This window comes from Shewanella woodyi ATCC 51908, assembly GCF_000019525.1.
Classification (GTDB): Bacteria; Pseudomonadota; Gammaproteobacteria; order Enterobacterales; family Shewanellaceae; genus Shewanella; species Shewanella woodyi.
On sequence record NC_010506.1, the window covers coordinates 2026125 to 2043522 of the forward strand.

16 protein-coding genes are annotated in these 17398 nt (G+C 42.1%); 13 read left to right on the forward strand and 3 right to left on the reverse strand.

Features of this window, described 5'->3' with window-relative positions; genetic code table 11:
• The first annotated feature begins 3 nt into the window (after window positions 1-3).
• The 11 genes from SWOO_RS08305 to SWOO_RS08355 all read left to right on the forward strand — a co-directional run bounded on the left by SWOO_RS08305 (window position 4) and on the right by SWOO_RS08355 (window position 9549).
• Window positions 4-885 (forward strand): MinD/ParA family protein, encoded by an 882-nt coding sequence (locus tag SWOO_RS08305; protein WP_012324266.1) that lies wholly within the window; start codon window positions 4-6, stop codon window positions 883-885.
• A complete protein-coding gene (locus tag SWOO_RS08310) occupies window positions 878-1606 on the forward strand; it encodes an RNA polymerase sigma factor FliA (protein WP_012324267.1) in 729 nt (242 codons plus the stop codon). Before SWOO_RS08305 ends, SWOO_RS08310 begins: the two co-directional genes overlap by 8 nt.
• Before the next feature lie 29 nt (window positions 1607-1635).
• On the forward strand, window positions 1636-2019 hold the full coding sequence (gene cheY, locus SWOO_RS08315) for a chemotaxis response regulator CheY (protein ID WP_012324268.1): 384 nt from the start codon (window positions 1636-1638) through the stop codon (window positions 2017-2019).
• A gap of 13 nt (window positions 2020-2032) precedes the next feature.
• Window positions 2033-2770 carry a protein phosphatase CheZ gene (locus SWOO_RS08320; RefSeq protein ID WP_012324269.1) on the forward strand — a complete coding sequence of 246 codons (738 nt, stop codon included), beginning with the start codon at window positions 2033-2035 and terminating at the stop codon, window positions 2768-2770.
• A 15-nt stretch (window positions 2771-2785) separates the two neighbouring features.
• The gene (locus SWOO_RS08325; protein ID WP_012324270.1) at window positions 2786-4987 is read left to right on the forward strand and encodes a chemotaxis protein CheA; all 2202 of its coding nucleotides are present in this window, start codon (window positions 2786-2788) and stop codon (window positions 4985-4987) included.
• A gap of 24 nt (window positions 4988-5011) precedes the next feature.
• On the forward strand, window positions 5012-6130 hold the full coding sequence (locus SWOO_RS08330; protein ID WP_012324271.1) for a protein-glutamate methylesterase/protein-glutamine glutaminase: 1119 nt from the start codon (window positions 5012-5014) through the stop codon (window positions 6128-6130).
• On the forward strand, window positions 6123-6743 hold the full coding sequence (locus SWOO_RS08335) for a hypothetical protein (RefSeq protein ID WP_012324272.1): 621 nt from the start codon (window positions 6123-6125) through the stop codon (window positions 6741-6743). Before SWOO_RS08330 ends, SWOO_RS08335 begins: the two co-directional genes overlap by 8 nt.
• Window positions 6744-6779: 36 nt before the next feature.
• Window positions 6780-7571, forward strand: coding sequence for a ParA family protein (locus SWOO_RS08340; protein WP_012324273.1), 792 nt, complete (start codon window positions 6780-6782; stop codon window positions 7569-7571).
• Window positions 7555-8571: a chemotaxis protein CheW gene (locus SWOO_RS08345; RefSeq protein WP_012324274.1), complete on the forward strand. Its 1017-nt coding sequence runs from the start codon at window positions 7555-7557 to the stop codon at window positions 8569-8571. Before SWOO_RS08340 ends, SWOO_RS08345 begins: the two co-directional genes overlap by 17 nt.
• Before the next feature lie 7 nt (window positions 8572-8578).
• Window positions 8579-9064 (forward strand): chemotaxis protein CheW, encoded by a 486-nt coding sequence (locus SWOO_RS08350; protein WP_012324275.1) that lies wholly within the window; start codon window positions 8579-8581, stop codon window positions 9062-9064.
• An 83-nt stretch (window positions 9065-9147) separates the two neighbouring features.
• Window positions 9148-9549: a DUF2802 domain-containing protein gene (locus tag SWOO_RS08355; RefSeq protein ID WP_374700125.1), complete on the forward strand. Its 402-nt coding sequence runs from the start codon at window positions 9148-9150 to the stop codon at window positions 9547-9549.
• Between the two features lie 283 nt (window positions 9550-9832).
• On the opposite strand, the gene SWOO_RS08360 is transcribed toward SWOO_RS08355, so the two are convergent.
• Window positions 9833-10147, reverse strand: coding sequence for an EscU/YscU/HrcU family type III secretion system export apparatus switch protein (locus SWOO_RS08360; RefSeq protein WP_012324277.1), 315 nt, complete (start codon window positions 10145-10147; stop codon window positions 9833-9835).
• 43 nt (window positions 10148-10190) lie between these two features.
• Entirely contained in the window at window positions 10191-12125 is a 1935-nt protein-coding gene (locus tag SWOO_RS25475; RefSeq protein ID WP_012324278.1) for a flagellar hook-length control protein FliK, read from the reverse strand.
• 238 nt (window positions 12126-12363) lie between these two features.
• Here SWOO_RS25475 and SWOO_RS08370 point away from each other — a divergent pair, with 238 nt between their 5' ends.
• Together SWOO_RS08370 and SWOO_RS08375 are read left to right on the forward strand one after the other, a co-directional pair.
• Window positions 12364-13212: an MlaA family lipoprotein gene (locus SWOO_RS08370; RefSeq protein ID WP_012324279.1), complete on the forward strand. Its 849-nt coding sequence runs from the start codon at window positions 12364-12366 to the stop codon at window positions 13210-13212.
• A gap of 347 nt (window positions 13213-13559) precedes the next feature.
• Window positions 13560-14663: a response regulator gene (locus SWOO_RS08375; RefSeq protein ID WP_012324280.1), complete on the forward strand. Its 1104-nt coding sequence runs from the start codon at window positions 13560-13562 to the stop codon at window positions 14661-14663.
• A 481-nt stretch (window positions 14664-15144) separates the two neighbouring features.
• Here the strand turns inward: SWOO_RS08375 and SWOO_RS08380 are convergent, their stop codons facing one another.
• A complete protein-coding gene (locus SWOO_RS08380) occupies window positions 15145-16617 on the reverse strand; it encodes a peptide MFS transporter (protein ID WP_012324281.1) in 1473 nt (490 codons plus the stop codon).
• Between the last annotated feature and the right edge of the window lie 781 nt (window positions 16618-17398).

Consider the following 17398-nt stretch of genomic DNA (forward strand, 5'->3'; position numbering starts at 1 on the left):
GTGATGACTCGGGATCAAGCAAGTGGTTTACGTATGATGAATCAACCATATAACGATAAAGTAAAAGTAATAGCGGTTTCTGGTGGTAAGGGTGGCGTTGGTAAAACCAGTGTGTCAATTAACACGGCTGTTGCATTGGCAGAGAAAGGTAAGCGGGTTTTAGTTTTAGATGCGGATTTAGGACTAGCTAACGTTGATATTATGCTTGGGCTTCGTGCTGAGCGTAACTTATCTCATGTATTATCCGGCGATGTTGAGCTGGATGATATCATTGTGCGTGGCCCTAAAGGCATTGGAATCATTCCTGCGACCTCTGGTACCCAAGCAATGGTGGAACTCTCTTCTGCTCAGCACGCTGGGCTTATTCGTGCATTTAGTGAGATGCGCACTCAGTTTGATGTCTTGATTGTCGATACTGCGGCTGGGATCTCAGATATGGTGTTGAGCTTCTCCCGTGCATCGCAAGATGTATTGGTCGTTGTGTGCGATGAACCCACCTCTATCACTGATGCCTATGCGCTTATTAAAATACTAAGTCGAGAGCATGGCGTCTTTCGTTTTAAAATAGTTGCAAATATGGTGCGAAGTTTACGGGAAGGTATGGAACTCTTTGCTAAGCTTAGTAAAGTTACAGATCGTTTCTTAGATGTCGCATTAGAATTGGTCGCTACAATTCCTTTCGATGAAAACTTGCGAAAATCTGTACGTAAGCAAAAATTGGTTGTAGAAGCGTTTCCAAAGTCGCCTGCCACCATCGCTTACCATGGCTTAGCAAATAAGATTATTAGCTGGCCTATTCCTCAACAACCAGGAGGACATTTAGAGTTCTTTGTTGAGCGATTAGTGCAGAAGCCTGAGTATCAAGAGGACAGAGCGAGTGAGTAAAACCGCTGCGTATACTTGTTTAGATAATAAAGCTTCAATCGTTGAACAGTATGCTCCATTGGTTAAAAAGATTGCTCACCATCTTTTAGCACGCTTACCAGCGTCAGTTCAAATTGATGACCTGTTACAGGCTGGAATGATGGGTTTGCTCGAAGCTTCTACGAATTTTGATGGCAGTAAAGGCGCAAAGTTCGAAACCTTTGCTGGAATACGGATCCGTGGCTCTATGCTTGATGAGATACGCCGTGGGGACTGGGTTCCAAGGTCGGTACATCGAAACCAGAGACGTGTTGCTCAAGTTATCGATGAGTTAGAACAAGAGCTTGGAAGAGATGCAAAAGACACTGAAATTGCTCAAAGACTTGATATATCGCTAAATGAGTACCACCATATTCTTAATGATGTTTCAGTTGGAAAGGTGGTTGGAATTGAAGATTTAGGTGTGTCACTTGATGTTGTAGGTCAAGCAGAGGAGCGAAAGGATGACACTTTTGAATCGATTGCAGATGTTGAGTTTCATACAGCCTTGGTTGAAGCGATCAAGCTTCTACCAGAAAGAGATGGATTAGTTTTATCGCTTTATTATGATGAAGCGTTAAATTTAAAAGAAATTGGGTCCATTCTTGAAGTTAGTGAGTCCCGAGTTAGCCAGATACTAAGTCAGGCAATGCTCAGACTAAAAGCTAAACTTAAGCATTGGACAAATAATAAGATCACGTAAGTAATAATTAGAGCTCCGCGGAGGACACTTTGGACAAGAATATGAAGATTCTCGTTGTTGACGACTTCTCAACAATGAGGCGTATCATCAAGAACTTGTTAAGGGACTTGGGTTTTAACAACACTCAGGAAGCTGATGACGGTTCCACAGCATTACCTATGCTGCAAAAAGGCGATTTTGATTTTGTCGTTACCGATTGGAATATGCCAGGAATGCAAGGTATTGATCTATTGAAGGCCATTCGTGCTGACGATGAATTAAAAAATATTCCTGTATTAATGGTGACTGCTGAAGCTAAGAGAGAGCAGATCATTGCAGCGGCGCAAGCTGGTGTTAATGGTTATGTTGTCAAGCCGTTTACAGCTGCAACATTGAAAGAGAAGTTAGACAAAATTTTCGAACGACTCGGTTAATCAAGGTTGTGTTATGCAGGCTACTACTTCGGGGTTAATCTCACTAGAACAAGCTAGCAAACTTGTAGACCTGCTTACTCAGGGTGAGCAGGAGCAAGCCGATGACTTGGTCAGAGAAATTGCAACACCTATCCAGAAAGAACTATTCGATGAGGTTGGAAGACTAACTCGACAGCTACACAGCGCTATTGTTGATTTTCAAGTTGATGACAGACTGGTGACTTTAGCGAGCACTGAGATCCCTGATGCTAAAGAGCGTTTAAATTATGTCATCGATATGACAGAGCAAGCTGCTAATAAAACCATGGATGCTGTTGAAGAGTGTTTACCTCTTGCCGATGTGCTAACTACAAATATTCAGTCGGTTAAGCCTAAATGGGCGAAACTGATGAAGCGAGATATTGAACTGACTGAATTTAAAAAACTATGTCACGATGTTGAGCAATTCGTTGAGCAGAGTGAGCAGGATTCTATACGCCTCAAAGAGCTATTAAATCAAATATTGTTGGCCCAAGATTTTCAAGATTTGACGGGGCAGATTATCCGCAGGGTGATCGATTTAGTTCGAGAAGTAGAGAACAATTTAGTTTCTATGTTGACCGTATTTGGTGAGCAGTCTTCTGTCGATAGTTCACCTACGTCGGAGACTGGCATTGAAGCTGAAGGACCGATAGTGAACGCAGAGGAACGAGAAGATGTCGTAGCTGGTCAAGATGAAGTTGATGATCTGCTATCGAGTCTAGGTTTCTAATTAGGAGTCAAATTAATGTCATTTGATGTTGATGAAGAGATACTGCAGGACTTTTTGATAGAAGCGGGTGAGATTTTAGAGCTTTTATCAGAACAGTTGGTCACTTTGGAGAATAATCCAGAGGATACGGAACTGCTAAATGCCATTTTCCGTGGGTTTCATACGGTCAAAGGGGGGGCTGGCTTTCTCAGTTTGAACCCTATGGTCGATATATGCCATGAAGCTGAAAATACGTTTGACCTGCTTCGTACAGGTAAGCGTGATGTTTCTGCGGAATTGATGGATATTATTTTGCATGCTGTCGATGCCATCAACTCAATGTTTGCTCAAACGCAGGCTGGTGAGGAACAAGACTCTGCCGATCCTGATCTTCTTGCTAATTTGAAACTACTCAGTGCGGGTAAGTTGCTACCCAATGAAGGTGGGGCTGATGCCGCCGAAGAGAGTTCTGAAACTGATAACTCTGCAGCCGAGGTTGTCGAAGAACCTGTTCAAGGTGAACCTGAAGTAGATTCTGATCAAGGCATCGATCTATTTGATGAAGAACCAGCCTCAGGCGATGATAGTAGTATTGATGAAATTGATGAATCTGAATTTGAAGCACTGCTTGATGCCCTTCATGGAAGTGCAAATGGTGCAGATAAATCTTCAGCAGAGCAAGCAACCGAATCAAGTTCAAATGATGATATTACTGATGATGAATTTGAATCGTTACTAGATAACCTCCATGGGTCTGGCAAATTTAAAGCTAATGAACAAGCTGCTAAAGTGGAGGAAACTCCGCCACCTCCAGTTGATTCTGATGACATTTCAGATGATGAATTTGAAAAGTTGCTTGATGAATTACATGGTTCCGGTTCACCCAAAAACGTTAGTGAGCCAGCTCCTGCTGCGGTAGAGAAGAAAGCTAAGCCTGAAAAAGTTGTACCCACAGAGCCTGTACCTAAAGATGTTCCAGTTCCCAAAGCCGCGCCAGCTCCTAAAGCTAAGGCTGCACCTAAAGCTGCTGGGGCTAATAAACCTGCAGCTACCAATATGCCTCAGGCTGAAACGACGGTGAGGGTTGATACAGCTCGTCTCGATCAGATTATGAACATGGTTGGTGAGCTCGTGTTAGTGAGAAATAGATTGCTTAGTCTTGGCATCGCCCGTGATGATGAGGAGATGTCTAAAGCTTTGGCAAATCTCGACCTGGTGACAGCCGATCTGCAGGGCGCGGTCATGAAGACTCGTATGCAGCCAATCAAGAAGGTATTTGGCCGCTTCCCTCGTGTTGTCAGAGACTTGGCTCGTACACTGAAAAAAGAGATTGATCTTAATATGATCGGTGAAGATACCGATCTAGATAAAAACCTTGTAGAAGCCTTAGCAGATCCATTGGTCCACTTAGTGAGAAACTCTGTTGACCACGGTATTGAGATGCCAGATGTGCGAGAGGAGACTGGAAAATCCAGAACCGGTACGATTACCTTATCTGCAAGTCAGGAAGGCGATCATATCCTGCTTAAGATTGAGGATGATGGCGCTGGAATGGACCCCGTAAAGCTGAAAGAGATTGCAATCAGTCGTGGGGTGTTGGATGAAGATGCTGCATCACGTATGTCAGATACAGAAGCTTATAATTTGATTTTTGCTCCTGGTTTTTCTACCAAGGTTGAAATTTCAGATATCTCAGGTCGTGGCGTTGGCATGGACGTGGTTAAAACACGTATTGCCCAACTTAATGGTACGATTCATATCGACTCCATGAAAGGGAAAGGCACGGTATTAGAGATCAAGGTTCCGCTTACGCTTGCTATTATGCCTACATTAATGGTTGAGGTCGCTACACAGGTTTTCGCCTTGCCTTTATCGAGTGTGAGTGAGATCTTCCATTTAGATTTAACTAAAACAAATATTGTTGATGGTCAGTTGACCGTCATTGTTAGGCAAAAAGCGGTGCCACTGTTTTATTTAGAACACTGGTTGAGCCGAGACCCAAGTGCATTGGTGCACGGGGATAAAGAGCACGGACATGTTGTTATTGTTCAGTTAGGTACCAGACAGATAGGTTTTGTGGTTGACTCTTTGATCGGCCAAGAAGAGGTGGTGATTAAGCCTCTAGGTACCTTGTTGCATGGCACTCCAGGAATGGCTGGTGCAACAATTACATCCGATGGCGGAATAGCTCTTATTCTTGATATTCCTGGTTTATTAAGTAATTACGCAAAAAAATAAAACTAAATGCGGATAGGAAATTGAATGAGCATTAAAGTTCTCGTTGTTGACGATTCAAGTTTTTTTCGTCGAAGGGTGAGTGAAATTGTTTCTAAAGACCCTGATTTAGAAGTCATTGGTACTGCGGTTAATGGAGCAGAAGCAGTAAAAATGGCTGCAGAGCTAAAGCCTAATGTCATTACCATGGATATAGAGATGCCGGTAATGGATGGGATTTCTGCTGTGCGGGAGATTATGGCAAATACCCCTGTTCCTATTTTGATGTTTTCCTCTCTGACACATGATGGAGCAAAAGCAACATTAGATGCTTTAGAAGCGGGCGCACTTGATTTTTTGCCAAAGCGTTTTGAGGATATTGCAACCAATAAAGATGAAGCAATACGGTTATTGCAGCAAAGGATTAAAACCATTGGTCGCAGAAGGGTTTACAAACCTATTACTCCCTCTGTAACTAAATCAGCTCCTACACCTGTCTCTAGGCCTGTGACTACACCAGTGTCACCAAGAGCAGTAAGCGGCTCAGTAGTATCACCTAAGCCTAGTATTATTAATCGAGCCTCTGGTAAGAAATATAGAATATTATTGATTGGTACTTCAACAGGTGGGCCTGTTGCGCTGCAAAAAATATTGACTAAATTTCCTCAGAATTACCCTCATCCCATTTTGTTGATCCAACATATGCCAGCGGCCTTTACACCTGCCTTTGCATCTCGCTTGAATGCATTATGTCAAATCGAGGTAAAGGAAGCTGTTTCTGGAGACCAATTAAAAGCTGGCCACGCCTATTTAGCCCCAGGTGGAATGCAGATGATGCTAGAACGAGCTGGTACTCATGGCCGCTTGAAGATTGTTGCTGGAAGTGAAGATATGAATTACAAGCCATCAGTAGATATCACTTTTGCTTCAGTATCTAAAGTATTAGGTAAAGATACATTGGCGGTTATTTTAACTGGGATGGGAGCCGATGGTAGAGAAGGTTCACGTATGTTGAAAAGCTCTGGAGCGACAATTTGGGCGCAAGATGAGGCTTCATGTATTGTGTATGGTATGCCGCAAGCAGTTACTGCAGCAGGTCTTTCAAGTCAGTCTATAGGGCTTGAACAGATGGCAGATGCTATTTTACGAGAATCATCAAATGGCTAAGTCTAAGGGAAAGTTTAGTACTTTCTCTATTTTGATCATCTTTCTACTTTCAGTTGCAGTATTCGTATTCGCCTCCTTGTACCTTGAAATCCGGCATAAAAATGAGCTCTTAGTATCAGAGGTTCAACGGCTGGAAAGTAGTCAAGTATTGCTTATGGTTCCTGATGAACAAGCTGAAGTTGTTGCTAAGTGGATGTCTGAAAACCCAGAAGCAACAAAAGCCTTGTTGGAGCAAGCTAAGCCGAAACAAGAAGTGAAAGTCAGTGTTGGGCCAGGAGTGGTTGATTCAGTTGTTGATACTCCTGTCTTTGATAAGAATAGTACAACGGCGGCGCTAGAGGTTAGTGACAAGCATGTTGATGAAACTCAACCTGTTTCTGAAGTTCTACCGCAGGCAAAGCGAACAGAAAATACGATTGACGATATGATTGAGGTATTGCCTAATGAAGCGGTTGTACCCTTTCAAGAAGCGATAGAAGATACAATAAGTACTGACGAAGGGGATGAGAGTCGGCTTATCGCCCCTAGAACCATTTCAGAAGACGAACAAGGTGTAAAAGTCATCGTTTTGCCACATGGTGGAATTAGAGTGACAACCCGAGAAAATGATTAGTCAGAAAACTTAAGGATAGCAGTTGAGGGGATTTCTTTGAAAATCTGGACAATAGCGAATCAAAAAGGGGGAGTTGGTAAAACAACGACTGTAGCGAGTTTAGCTGGTACCTTAGCTAAGCGCGGCTTGAAGGTGTTGATGATCGATACCGATCCCCATGCTTCTTTAGGCTATTACCTTGGTATTGACTCTGAAGATGTTAATTCATCTCTTTACGATCTTTTTTTAGAGCATAAGCAACTGACTACAGAGCTAGTAAAAGAGCATATCGTTTCTACTCAAGTTGAGGGGATAGATCTACTCCCATCAACAATGGCATTAGCGACACTTGACCGTTCATTAGGCCACCAAGGTGGTATGGGGCTGATACTCAAAAAAATACTATTGTTGGTTGAAGAGAGCTACGACATTGCATTAATTGATTGTCCACCAGTATTAGGTGTGCTGATGGTGAATGCTTTAGCAGCGAGTCAACATATTATCGTCCCCGTTCAGACTGAGTTTCTTGCTATTAAGGGGTTAGATAGAATGCTTAAAACCATGATTTTGATGGGGCGTTCTAAAAATATCAAATATGGCTATACCATAGTACCAACTATGTATGATCGTCGAACAAAAGCCTCATCTGCGGCATTACAGCAATTAAGTCAAGATTATGGGGAACAGTTATGGATGGATGTAATACCAGTGGACACTAAGTTTAGAGATGCAAGTTTAGCTCATCTTCCTGCATCACATTTTGCTGCGACTAGCCGTGGTGTAAAAGCATATGCAAGGCTGTTAGATTATCTACTTGCAGGAGCATCACCTCATGTCAAACTCAGTTGATGATGCGGTTTTAGATTACTTCTCTCTATTATTGGAAGATGATGAGAGCGGAGCAAATACTGATTTACCTGTTGAAGCGGCTAAATCGCAAAAACCAGTTCAAATTGTGCAAAAAGAGATTAAAAGTCCCGTTGTTAAAATCAATGCACAAGAAGAAAAGAGTGACTTAGCAGATATAGACAAATTTGAAGCGCTAAAAAAGAGTGTTTGTGAAGAGGCTCTGCAAATTCAGAAACAAGCTAAATTAAAAGCAGAGAGCTTTGTTAATACAAAAAAGCAAGATCCACATCTTAATAAGTTAGCATTAGAGCAACTACTTGAGCCTTTATTTAAGCCTGAATTAAAAGAAGCTACACAGGAAAAAGTAAAAGATGTTGCCGTAGTTAAAACAGATAGCAAACTTAAGAGTACTTCTGAGGCGAAAAAAGTTAAGCCTGAAGTTCAGGAACAAGCGCTTGATGAGCAAAAACAAGCTGTAGAAACAAAGCTTGAGACAAAAACGGGAGAAATTCCGCCTAAAGTAACAAAAGATCTACTTGAAACTCTCGATGATGAGTTTCAAGTACTATTCTTTAAAGTGGCAGGGTTAACATTGGCTGTGCCGTTAGTTAGCTTAGGTGGGATTGTTAAACTTGATAGGCTCAACCATATTATGGGAAGGCCTTCGTGGTATAAAGGGGTTCAAACTCATAGAGATTCGCAGTTAAATGTAGTCGATACTTGTGCTTGGGTTATGCCTGAGAAGTATGATGATGCATTAGCTGAATCCGTAAACTATCAATATGTTGTATTATTAGAAGATAGTAACTGGGGATTAACGTGTGAATCCTTAGTGAATTCGGTAAAAATAATGAAATCGGATGTCAACTGGAGAAGCAGGTCGGGTAAGCGCCCCTGGTTGGCAGGAGTTGTAAAAGAGCAGATGTGTGGCATATTGCATGTGCATTCACTCATTGAGTTATTAAATTCAGGTTTAGGTAGTCAGGATCCTGTTGGCTGAGGTAAATATGACAGACGCAAATCAAGTAGCGGTAAGTAAAGACGACGAAGTGTTGCAATGGGTAACCTTTAGGCTCGACAATGAAACCTATGGCATCAATGTCATGCAGGTTCAAGAAGTGCTAAGGTATACCGAAATCGCTCCGGTACCAGGTGCTCCTCACTATGTGTTGGGGATCATTAATCTGCGAGGCAATGTGGTTACAGTGATCGATACGAGATCACGTTTTGGTTTGGCATCTTCGGAGCTGGATGATTCTACTCGAATCGTGATTATCGAAGCTGAGAAGCAAGTGATCGGCATTTTGGTTGATAGTGTTGCTGAAGTCGTTTACTTACGTGGCTCTGAGATTGACAATGCGCCAAATGTCGGTACTGAAGAGAGTGCTAAATTTATTCAAGGCGTTAGCAATAGAGATAATGAGTTATTAATTCTCGTTGATCTGGATAAATTACTGTCTGATGAAGAGTGGATGGAGTTAACACAAGTCTAACAGCCACCTAATCCTGAGTGTTAGTCCCTAGCTATTAGGGACTGATTTCTCGTTTCTGCTTTATAAGAGTTTTAATAAACATGATTGGTGATGAAATTTTAATCGCTGCACTTGTGTGTGTAATAGCCTGTTTAGGCTTATTACTTTATCTGCATATCCAAACAAAAAAGTTAAAGAGCAAGGTTGATGCGTTAACTCTCTTAGTGAAGGAGAGCGATCGCCAACGTGAGAGTGTTAAGCGTGAACTGCAGGAGCTAAGGAGCGGCACTATTGGTGTTGGTAGGCGTATGTTGGAGCTTGAAAAGAGAGCTTCTCAGCATGATGCGAGATTAGATGAAGCGAACCAACAAGACCCTCAAGCTAAGCTCTATACCCGTGCGATGAAGATGGTAGATTTAGGCGCTGGTATTGAGGAGCTGGTACATGAGTGTGAGATCCCTAAAGCTGAGGCTGAATTGTTAATCCGCCTTCATGGCAAAGGTTAAGCAGAGAAGGACGGGCTTTGCCCTGCTAGGTACTAGGGGACAACTAGTTGGCGAGAGTAACTAAAGACGAACACCACTGGTGGCAACAGTTGACGGAATTGCTTTCTTCTATTGTAGGTCGGCATTTATGCCGTCGCTTTGGTTTATTGGGTTTGATGGACTAAAGCCCAACCTACAGCGGATGTAAAAATAGCCGCTCTCGCAGTGAACTCGTGAACGTCCTAGTAAGGAGCTTGCTACTGCCCTCGAAGCTGACGTAGTCAGCAATCTTCTTAGCTCGTATTTATATCTCCTCGATTATTTTTTTGTGCATATTATTCCACTCCTGTGGAAACTTCCCATCTAGCATATAAGCAAACGCAATTATCTCTGCAATAAGTAGGTATAGTTCTTTTGGGATCTCATCACCAAGCTCCAGATTTTGCAGGAAGTTACTTAAGTCTGCGTTTTTATGGATGTGGATACCCGCCTCTTTTGCCACTGAAATGATCTCTTCTGCAATTAGCCCTGAGCCTTTAGCTGTTACCTTCGGTGCATTGTTACCATCGAACCCCAATGCAACAGCTTGCTGTGTTATTTCGTTTTCCTGTTTGCTCATGAGAATCCTTAGTCGTACTGACTGCTTATATTCATTGGTACTATTATGCTTTAATTTTTACCAAAAAATGCTCACCAGGTAATAATGTGGCTGGAAGCTTCGAGTATTGTGCAGAGACCTTCTCTGGTGTTAGGCCAATGTCACTTAGCTTCTTTATTAACAATGGTAGTTGTGTGTCGATTTTCTTTAGCTGCTCACTATGCTCTGCGTTAATGGTCATTGTTAATTTTGAGTCAATGACATGAGCTTGAAACAATATAGGGCCTTGAGATAAATTGAACTTTAGTTGAAGCTTCCAGTCTGCTTGTTTATCCTCATCGTCTCTGTTTTCCTGAGAGAAATGTCCCTCAAGGTTATCTTGATGTTGGTTGAAAGAGTAGGGAAGAGTGAAGTACCAATTACTCTGTCCATTGTTATCATTACTGGCCTGAGCATAGAGAGTCAGGTTACTAATGAGCTTTCCAAGCGATTCAGTTGTTCCTGCCTTATCTAGCATGGTAAGCAGTAAGTTACTTATCCCTGTCCTTTGTTGAGCTTTTTGAAAGTACTCTCGTGTTGCAGCGCTTATCTTGACTGCGCTATTTACCTGTTCACTTTTTAGGCCTAGAAGAAGATGAAAAAGCAGTGATAGCGAGTTGGTATGAGAGAGTGTGGCATTATTGATTGCTTTCGTATCAAAAGGAGTATTGAACTTAAATTGATCGAGTAATTCACCTCTTATGGAGCTTGGTCTTGCAAGTGAAGATAGCATCGAAGGTGTTAAATTAGGGAGTAGCTTGGTTAATAAGTTCGCTATGTTATTTTGTGATGGCTTAGTTGACTCACTTTCAGGAAGACTACCAGCTTTACCAAAAGCCTTATTTAAGGCTGCTAGCATCAATGCTTGTTTTGTTTGAGTGTTAGATGCTGCTGTTTCATTGGCTTTTCCTGCTTCTATAGTCACTTGCTGCTTTATGTCTATGTTTGCTTGGTTTAGAGGTTTATGTTGGGCTATTTGGGGTTTATCTGATGCAGTGGGTGTTTGCTGCTCACTCTTTTTATTAGTAAGAGCGATATTTTTCTCCCCAATCGATCCAGTTGGCATAATGGGGGGGGGTGTAGGGAGCTTCTCGCTTCTTGTAGCGTCGTTTGAGGTTACTTGATTGGGGGTTAGTGGCTCTGTTGATATTTTACTTAGTGGTTTAAATAGGTGTGAGTAAAGTTTTGCTATCTCAGGCTTGGCTTGAATTATAGAGTTTTTGTCGCCTTCCAATGTCATAGAGCTTTTATCTGAACTAGCTAGCGATAATTTGATCTCAGTTTCTGCAACAACAGGTTTTAAAATAAGTAGCCACTGATTTTTAACAAAATGAATTTCAGGTAACACGACTATCTGACTTGAGCCTGTTGCTTGTGTGGCCGGTAAAGTGGTGGAATGTGGCAGTGTTAACTTTAATCCATTCGACAGGGTCAGAGCCCTGTTTAAAAGGTGTGCTGGAGGTATGGGGTAGCCCCCTTTTCTTGAACTTAATAATTTAAGTTGATTTAGGTTTATGCCACTTTCTTTAACAAGTCCTTTTAGTGCTTGAGGCAACTCCAATGAAATCGACTGACCCAGTGAAATAAGTTTATTGATGGTGGCAGTGAGCTGCTTAGTTTCATTAGTTGTAGAATGAGATGATGAAGGTACTTTAATTAAATAATCTACAATTGAAGAGTGGTTAAGCTTCACCTGATTTGCTAGAAGGTCGATATTATAATGGTTTCCTCGGATTAAGACCTGTTTTAGCTCTGTGGATAATACAATCGCCTCTGGTTTTATTAATTGAGATTGAATCGCTTTTAACTGCTCAGTACTCATCTTATTGAGGGGGTCAGAGGGTAGCTGTGATGGCAAAGCTGAAGTATTTGAGGTGAGCGATTGACTCGCTACAGAGGAGCGACTTGTATTGCCTTGGGCCGAGGCTACACTGTTTATCGTTTTGTTATGTTCAGCCATGTAGTGTTTTCCACTGAAGTTACATTTGTTTTTACAAATTTATTCATTTAACAATTGATCTATTTTTTTTGCCGAGTATCCTTATCGGACTTACAGTGTAATCATACTCACTAGTCTAGTTCTACATCATTCTAGGTTACTGTTCTTATCGTCATAATCGAAGAAAACCTTTAGTGTTGAGTAGCTGATTAGTAAAAGTGGCTGAAATGGATTCAGTCATATTATCTAAGAGAGAAATATGAAGCTTAACAGGATAATGCTAATTGTAGCATCGTTGATCATTTCCCCCATTGCGGTATCAGGACAGGATGTCCTAGTAAAGCATGTTTATAAGGAAGAGGTTCATCAAGAGAGAGCATCATTAGATGGTGGGGTCAATCTTGACATCGAGCCGGAGACTTCACCGACTGTAACTATCTCATATAATGATCCTAGGGATCCGATAGAAGGCTTTAACCGGGCTATGTGGGATTTTAATTACCATGTAATGGATCGGTATCTGTATCGCCCCGTTTCTCATGGGTATAAGGATTACATTCCATTACCTGTTAAAACCGGCGTAAATAATTTTGTGACTAATCTTGAAGAGCCCAGTACACTGGTTAATAACACCCTACAGGGAAAGTGGAGCTGGGCAGCTAATGCTGGAGGAAGGTTCACGATTAACACCACTATGGGTTTGCTTGGTGTGATTGATGTTGCAGGTATGATGGGGCTGCCACGTAAACAAGATGAGTTTAATGAAGTGCTAGGTTACTACGGTGTTCCGAATGGTCCCTATTTTATGGCTCCTTTTTTAGGGCCTTATGTAACCAGAGAACTCGCATCGGATTGGGTTGATGGCCTATACTTTCCATTATCTGAGTTTACAATCTGGCAGTCTTTACTTAAGTGGGGTCTTAAAAGTCTTCACCAACGTGCAGAAGCGATTGATCAAGAGAGATTGGTAGATAATGCTCTGGATCCTTATACTTTCGTTAAAGAAGCTTATTTTCAACATATGGACTATAAGGTGTATGATGGAGATGTACCTGTAGATTTAAGTGAAGATGAGCTTCTGGATGAGTATCTTGATGAACTAGATTAAAAACTTATTCAGGTCTTCAGGATTAGCTTGTATGCCAAGATAAAAGCTAAATGAAGCACATATACCCAAGCTACCTCTAGATGCTCATTTCAGAGCTCCCGTAGGATTGCTGAACAAGGCTGTGATTGAAGAGAATGGTTACTCCCTTGTCGATATCACTAACGCAGAGCAGGGATTCTACGGGAACTCCCAAAGGGCACGGCGATAAGCAACATGTTTCTGCGTTATGAAAAAGTGAATTAGAATAACTAGTCCAACTATTTTCATGCCTTGAACTCTGTCACTTCTCGTCATGCTGAATTATGCATCTTGAAGTCGTTTGGGTATATTTTATAAAAGGACCTTGAATGGCGCTAAAAGAGCTTGTTGTTTTACTTGTTGAAGATGATCCTGTTTTTCGTCGAATTGTGGCTTCTTTTCTGGATAGCCGCGGTGCAACAGTGCTTGAAGCTGATGATGGTGAACAAGGTTTAGATAGATTTAAGCAGTATGCTGTTGATATCGTATTAGCAGATCTAAGCATGCCTATCATGGGCGGCTTAGTCATGTTAAAGAAGATGTCAGAGATTAACCCAAGCGTCCCCTCAATTGTTATTTCTGGTAATCAAGTGATGGCAGATGTCGTTGAAGCGCTTAGGATAGGCGCTAGCGACTACTTAGTAAAACCTGTTGCAGATCTCTTTCTTATCGAAAGCGCTATTAAGCAATGCCTTGATGAGCGGCATATGAAAGATGTGCAGCTTGAAGATATGGAAGAGCTTTCTTACCAAGAGTTGCAAGACAATTTAGTGCTTTTAGAGCAAAATGCAGAAGCTGCAAAAAGTGTCCAGCAGCAGCTATTTCCACCATCCCAAATTAACTACCCTTGCGCTAAAATTGATTACAGCTTATTTAAAAGCGATGAAGTGAGTGCATACTTCATTGATACCGTTAATGTGGGTGAGCGGCATCTTGTTATGTATATGGCGCACTTCACTCCTCAGGATAATCGAGCTGCATTTGGTAGCGTTCTTTTAAAGAGCTTTGTAAATCAAAAGCTGAAGCTTTTTCGTGACGGTTCAACACAAGCTATTATCGAGCCATACAACATGCTTTGTTATCTAAATGAAAGAATGACTAAGTCTGGCTTAGATATCTTTATCGATATCGTTTATGTGGTTGTAGAGCTAACTCAATTTCGCGCTTCAATCGCCCAAGCTGGGCATGGTTTACGCTGTTACCTTCGTAATAGTGAAGGGCTGATGCCGCTAGCGTTACCTGACTCTCTCCAGTTAGGTATTTTAGACTGGGGTCAACCTAGTTCACACTTTAGAACTCTAATGCCAGGAGAGAGCTTTTGTATCTCATCCAGTGCCCCAGAGCATAAACAGATGTTACTTAAAGATCACTTTTGTGGTTTGACCTATGATACACAAACGCCAAACGGTGGTTACGTACAACTCACTTTTTAAAGGCTAAGAAGGGCAATGACTTCGTCATCTTCGAGGACAGTCGTAGATTCCTTGCTAGGACGTTCGCGAGCTCACTGCGAGAGCGGCCTTCGGCCTGCTGTAAAATCTAAAGCGTACAAAAATGCTACGCTCACTCAGGCCTGCTCTTCTCCGCTTCACTGTAGGTTGTAGCCCATCAACAATCGATTACCATGACGTATGTTCTTATCTGTCTTATCCATAAGCGAAGCATTCCGTACGGCCGCAGGTCATTCTGTCTACCTTAGCCGTTTGCGGCGTTCGTCTTTATCGCAACGAAGCGTCCTAGAGCCTAGCAGGGCAAAGCCCGTCCTTCTGTATAGAATAAACCAGACGGCATAAATGCAGACCTACAAATATAAAAACGCCTTACTATTACTAGTAAGGCGTTTTATCATTTTAGAACCTAGAACCTAGAACCTAGAACCTAGAACCTAGAATCTAGAACTGTGAATATATAAGCTTAGTGCTTTATACCTTCATGCTCTGCAGTCACAGCCATCTCTTCTTCAAGCGCTTCTTCTTCTGTGTGTACAGGGCCGTCTTCAGCACCGTGCATCCAGTCGACTAATTTATCAGCCATAAAGTAAAGTAGGATACCAGAAGCTGCTGCGGTAATTGCAATACCTGCGAAGATAGACATTGCATTGGCAAGTTGCTCCTCTTTTGGACCACCGTGACCGATAAATGAACCTACAACACCACCAATCTTATTCGCTGCAGCAACGAATAGGAACCAGGCACCCATCATTAGTGATGCGATACGTAGCGGAGCAAGTTTAGTCACCATTGAAAGACCAATTGGAGATAGACAAAGTTCACCCATGGTATGGAAGAAGTAGGCACCGACTAACCACCACATGCTTGATTTAGCATTGGCATCGCCGCCCATTTCAAGTACTGCACCAATCATAAATAGGAAGCCGATACCCAGCAGAACAAGACCTAAAGCAAATTTCACTGGCGAGTTTGGCTCATTCTTACCTAAGCGGATCCAAATTGAAGCCACAACTGGTGCAAAAATAACGATAAACATCGCATTCAGTGATTGGAACCAAGTCGTAGGAACTTCCCAACTGCCTATGCTTCTGTCTGTGAAGTCATTGGTGAACAGGTTCATTAGACCGCCAGCCTGTTCAAAGCCAGCCCAGAAGATGATGGTGAATAGACCCATGATCATAATAACTTTGATACGGTCACGTTCAACTTTTGTCAGAGGCTCTTTACGTACTTCACCTTTTTCAGCAGCTTTCTCTTTTTCAAGTTGTGCAGCTGGTCTACGACCAATATCACCAAGTAGCTTTTGAGCAAACATGAACTGAATAATTAATGATAGAACCATACCAATACCGGCACAGATGAAGCCTGCTTGGAAGTTACCGTCGAAGTAAGCTACAACAGAACCAACAATAATACCTGAAAGGAATGCACCAACGTTGATACCCATGTAGAAGATAGTAAAAGCACCGTCACGACGGTGGTCGCCCTCTTCATAAAGATCACCAACCATGGTTGAGATATTTGGCTTAAATAGACCATTACCTAAAATAAGTACACCAAGACCTAGGTAGAAAACTTCAGTTTCCATTCCTGGTACCCAAGCATGGGGTGTACCTAAAATGAATTGGCCTGCGGCCATTAAGGCACCACCAATGATAATGGCACGACGTTGGCCTAAATATGTATCAGCTAACCAGCCACCGATAAGTGGTGTTAAATAGACTAAACCTGTGAATGTACCGTAAAGAGAGAGGGCGTCAGCGCTAGTCCAACCTAAACCATGACCACCTTGTGATTGAACACTATCTACCAAATAAAGTACCAAAATGGCACGCATTGCGTAATAGCTGAATCGTTCCCATAACTCTGTTGTAAACAACAGGAACAATCCCTTCGGATGCCCGAGCATCGTCCCTTGGGGTTTTGCTACGCTCATTAAGTTTCCACCTTCGCTTGTGATTGCCTGTGAGACAAGTGTCGCCACAGAAAAATTGTTATTTTTTTATTTTACAGTTTTGTAACGCTGAACTCTTAGTTAGTTTTTTACTCTAACATTATGATTTGTTATGTAATATTTTTTCAACTCAACAACAAACACGCTACAGACTATTGTTATATTTTAATATTTGACGCTATAAATCCTACGAAACCCATCTTATATACCCTTTTCACCTTACAGATGTCAATTTTGCCCGTGTGAATGGCGACTATTTAAACAAGCAGAATAAAGAATAAACGGAAAGATATTTTAACGGAGATGGTGACTTCGTCATCTTCTAGGGCAGTCGTAAACTCCTTGCTAGGAGGTTCGCAGGCTCACTTCGAGGGGGGGGGCTTTGGCCTGAGAAGCAGAACGCTTCGCTGACAGATAACGGAACGTTCGTGCCTCACTTACGGTAAAAGAAAGGACGAACTCCTCTTTTGATTTTGCTCTTACTGTGAGCGGAGCGTTCCGTGAGGCCACAGGCCATTCCGTCAACCGTAGACATTTATGGCGGTCGCGCTTATAGAAGCGAAGCGCCCTAGAACCTAGCAGGTACTTGTGCCGTCCTCGCAGGGCGAAGCCCGTCCTTGTTTCTAGCCCATCAACAAACAATGATAAACATATTAAACCTGACGGCATAAATGCCGACCTATCAATAGAAAAATTCATTCCGTCAACATGAAGCCGCTTGCGGCGTTCCGCATTTGATTGTGTAGAATCTAGAAGCGAAGCG

What these genes read in the sequence shown, in the direction of transcription:
- SWOO_RS08350 (WP_012324275.1), top strand. Translation starts at nt 8,579, where the DNA reads ATGACAGACGCAAATCAAGTAGCGGTAAGTAAAGACGACGAAGTGTTG.
- SWOO_RS08320 (WP_012324269.1), top strand. Translation starts at nt 2,033, where the DNA reads ATGCAGGCTACTACTTCGGGGTTAATCTCACTAGAACAAGCTAGCAAA.
- SWOO_RS08345 (WP_012324274.1), top strand. Translation starts at nt 7,555, where the DNA reads ATGTCAAACTCAGTTGATGATGCGGTTTTAGATTACTTCTCTCTATTA.
- SWOO_RS08360 (WP_012324277.1), bottom strand. Translation starts at nt 10,147, where the DNA reads ATGAGCAAACAGGAAAACGAAATAACACAGCAAGCTGTTGCATTGGGG.
- SWOO_RS25475 (WP_012324278.1), bottom strand. Translation starts at nt 12,125, where the DNA reads ATGGCTGAACATAACAAAACGATAAACAGTGTAGCCTCGGCCCAAGGC.
- SWOO_RS08305 (WP_012324266.1), top strand. Translation starts at nt 4, where the DNA reads ATGACTCGGGATCAAGCAAGTGGTTTACGTATGATGAATCAACCATAT.
- SWOO_RS08375 (WP_012324280.1), top strand. Translation starts at nt 13,560, where the DNA reads ATGGCGCTAAAAGAGCTTGTTGTTTTACTTGTTGAAGATGATCCTGTT.
- SWOO_RS08330 (WP_012324271.1), top strand. Translation starts at nt 5,012, where the DNA reads ATGAGCATTAAAGTTCTCGTTGTTGACGATTCAAGTTTTTTTCGTCGA.
- SWOO_RS08380 (WP_012324281.1), bottom strand. Translation starts at nt 16,617, where the DNA reads ATGAGCGTAGCAAAACCCCAAGGGACGATGCTCGGGCATCCGAAGGGA.
- SWOO_RS08325 (WP_012324270.1), top strand. Translation starts at nt 2,786, where the DNA reads ATGTCATTTGATGTTGATGAAGAGATACTGCAGGACTTTTTGATAGAA.
- SWOO_RS08370 (WP_012324279.1), top strand. Translation starts at nt 12,364, where the DNA reads ATGAAGCTTAACAGGATAATGCTAATTGTAGCATCGTTGATCATTTCC.
- SWOO_RS08335 (WP_012324272.1), top strand. Translation starts at nt 6,123, where the DNA reads ATGGCTAAGTCTAAGGGAAAGTTTAGTACTTTCTCTATTTTGATCATC.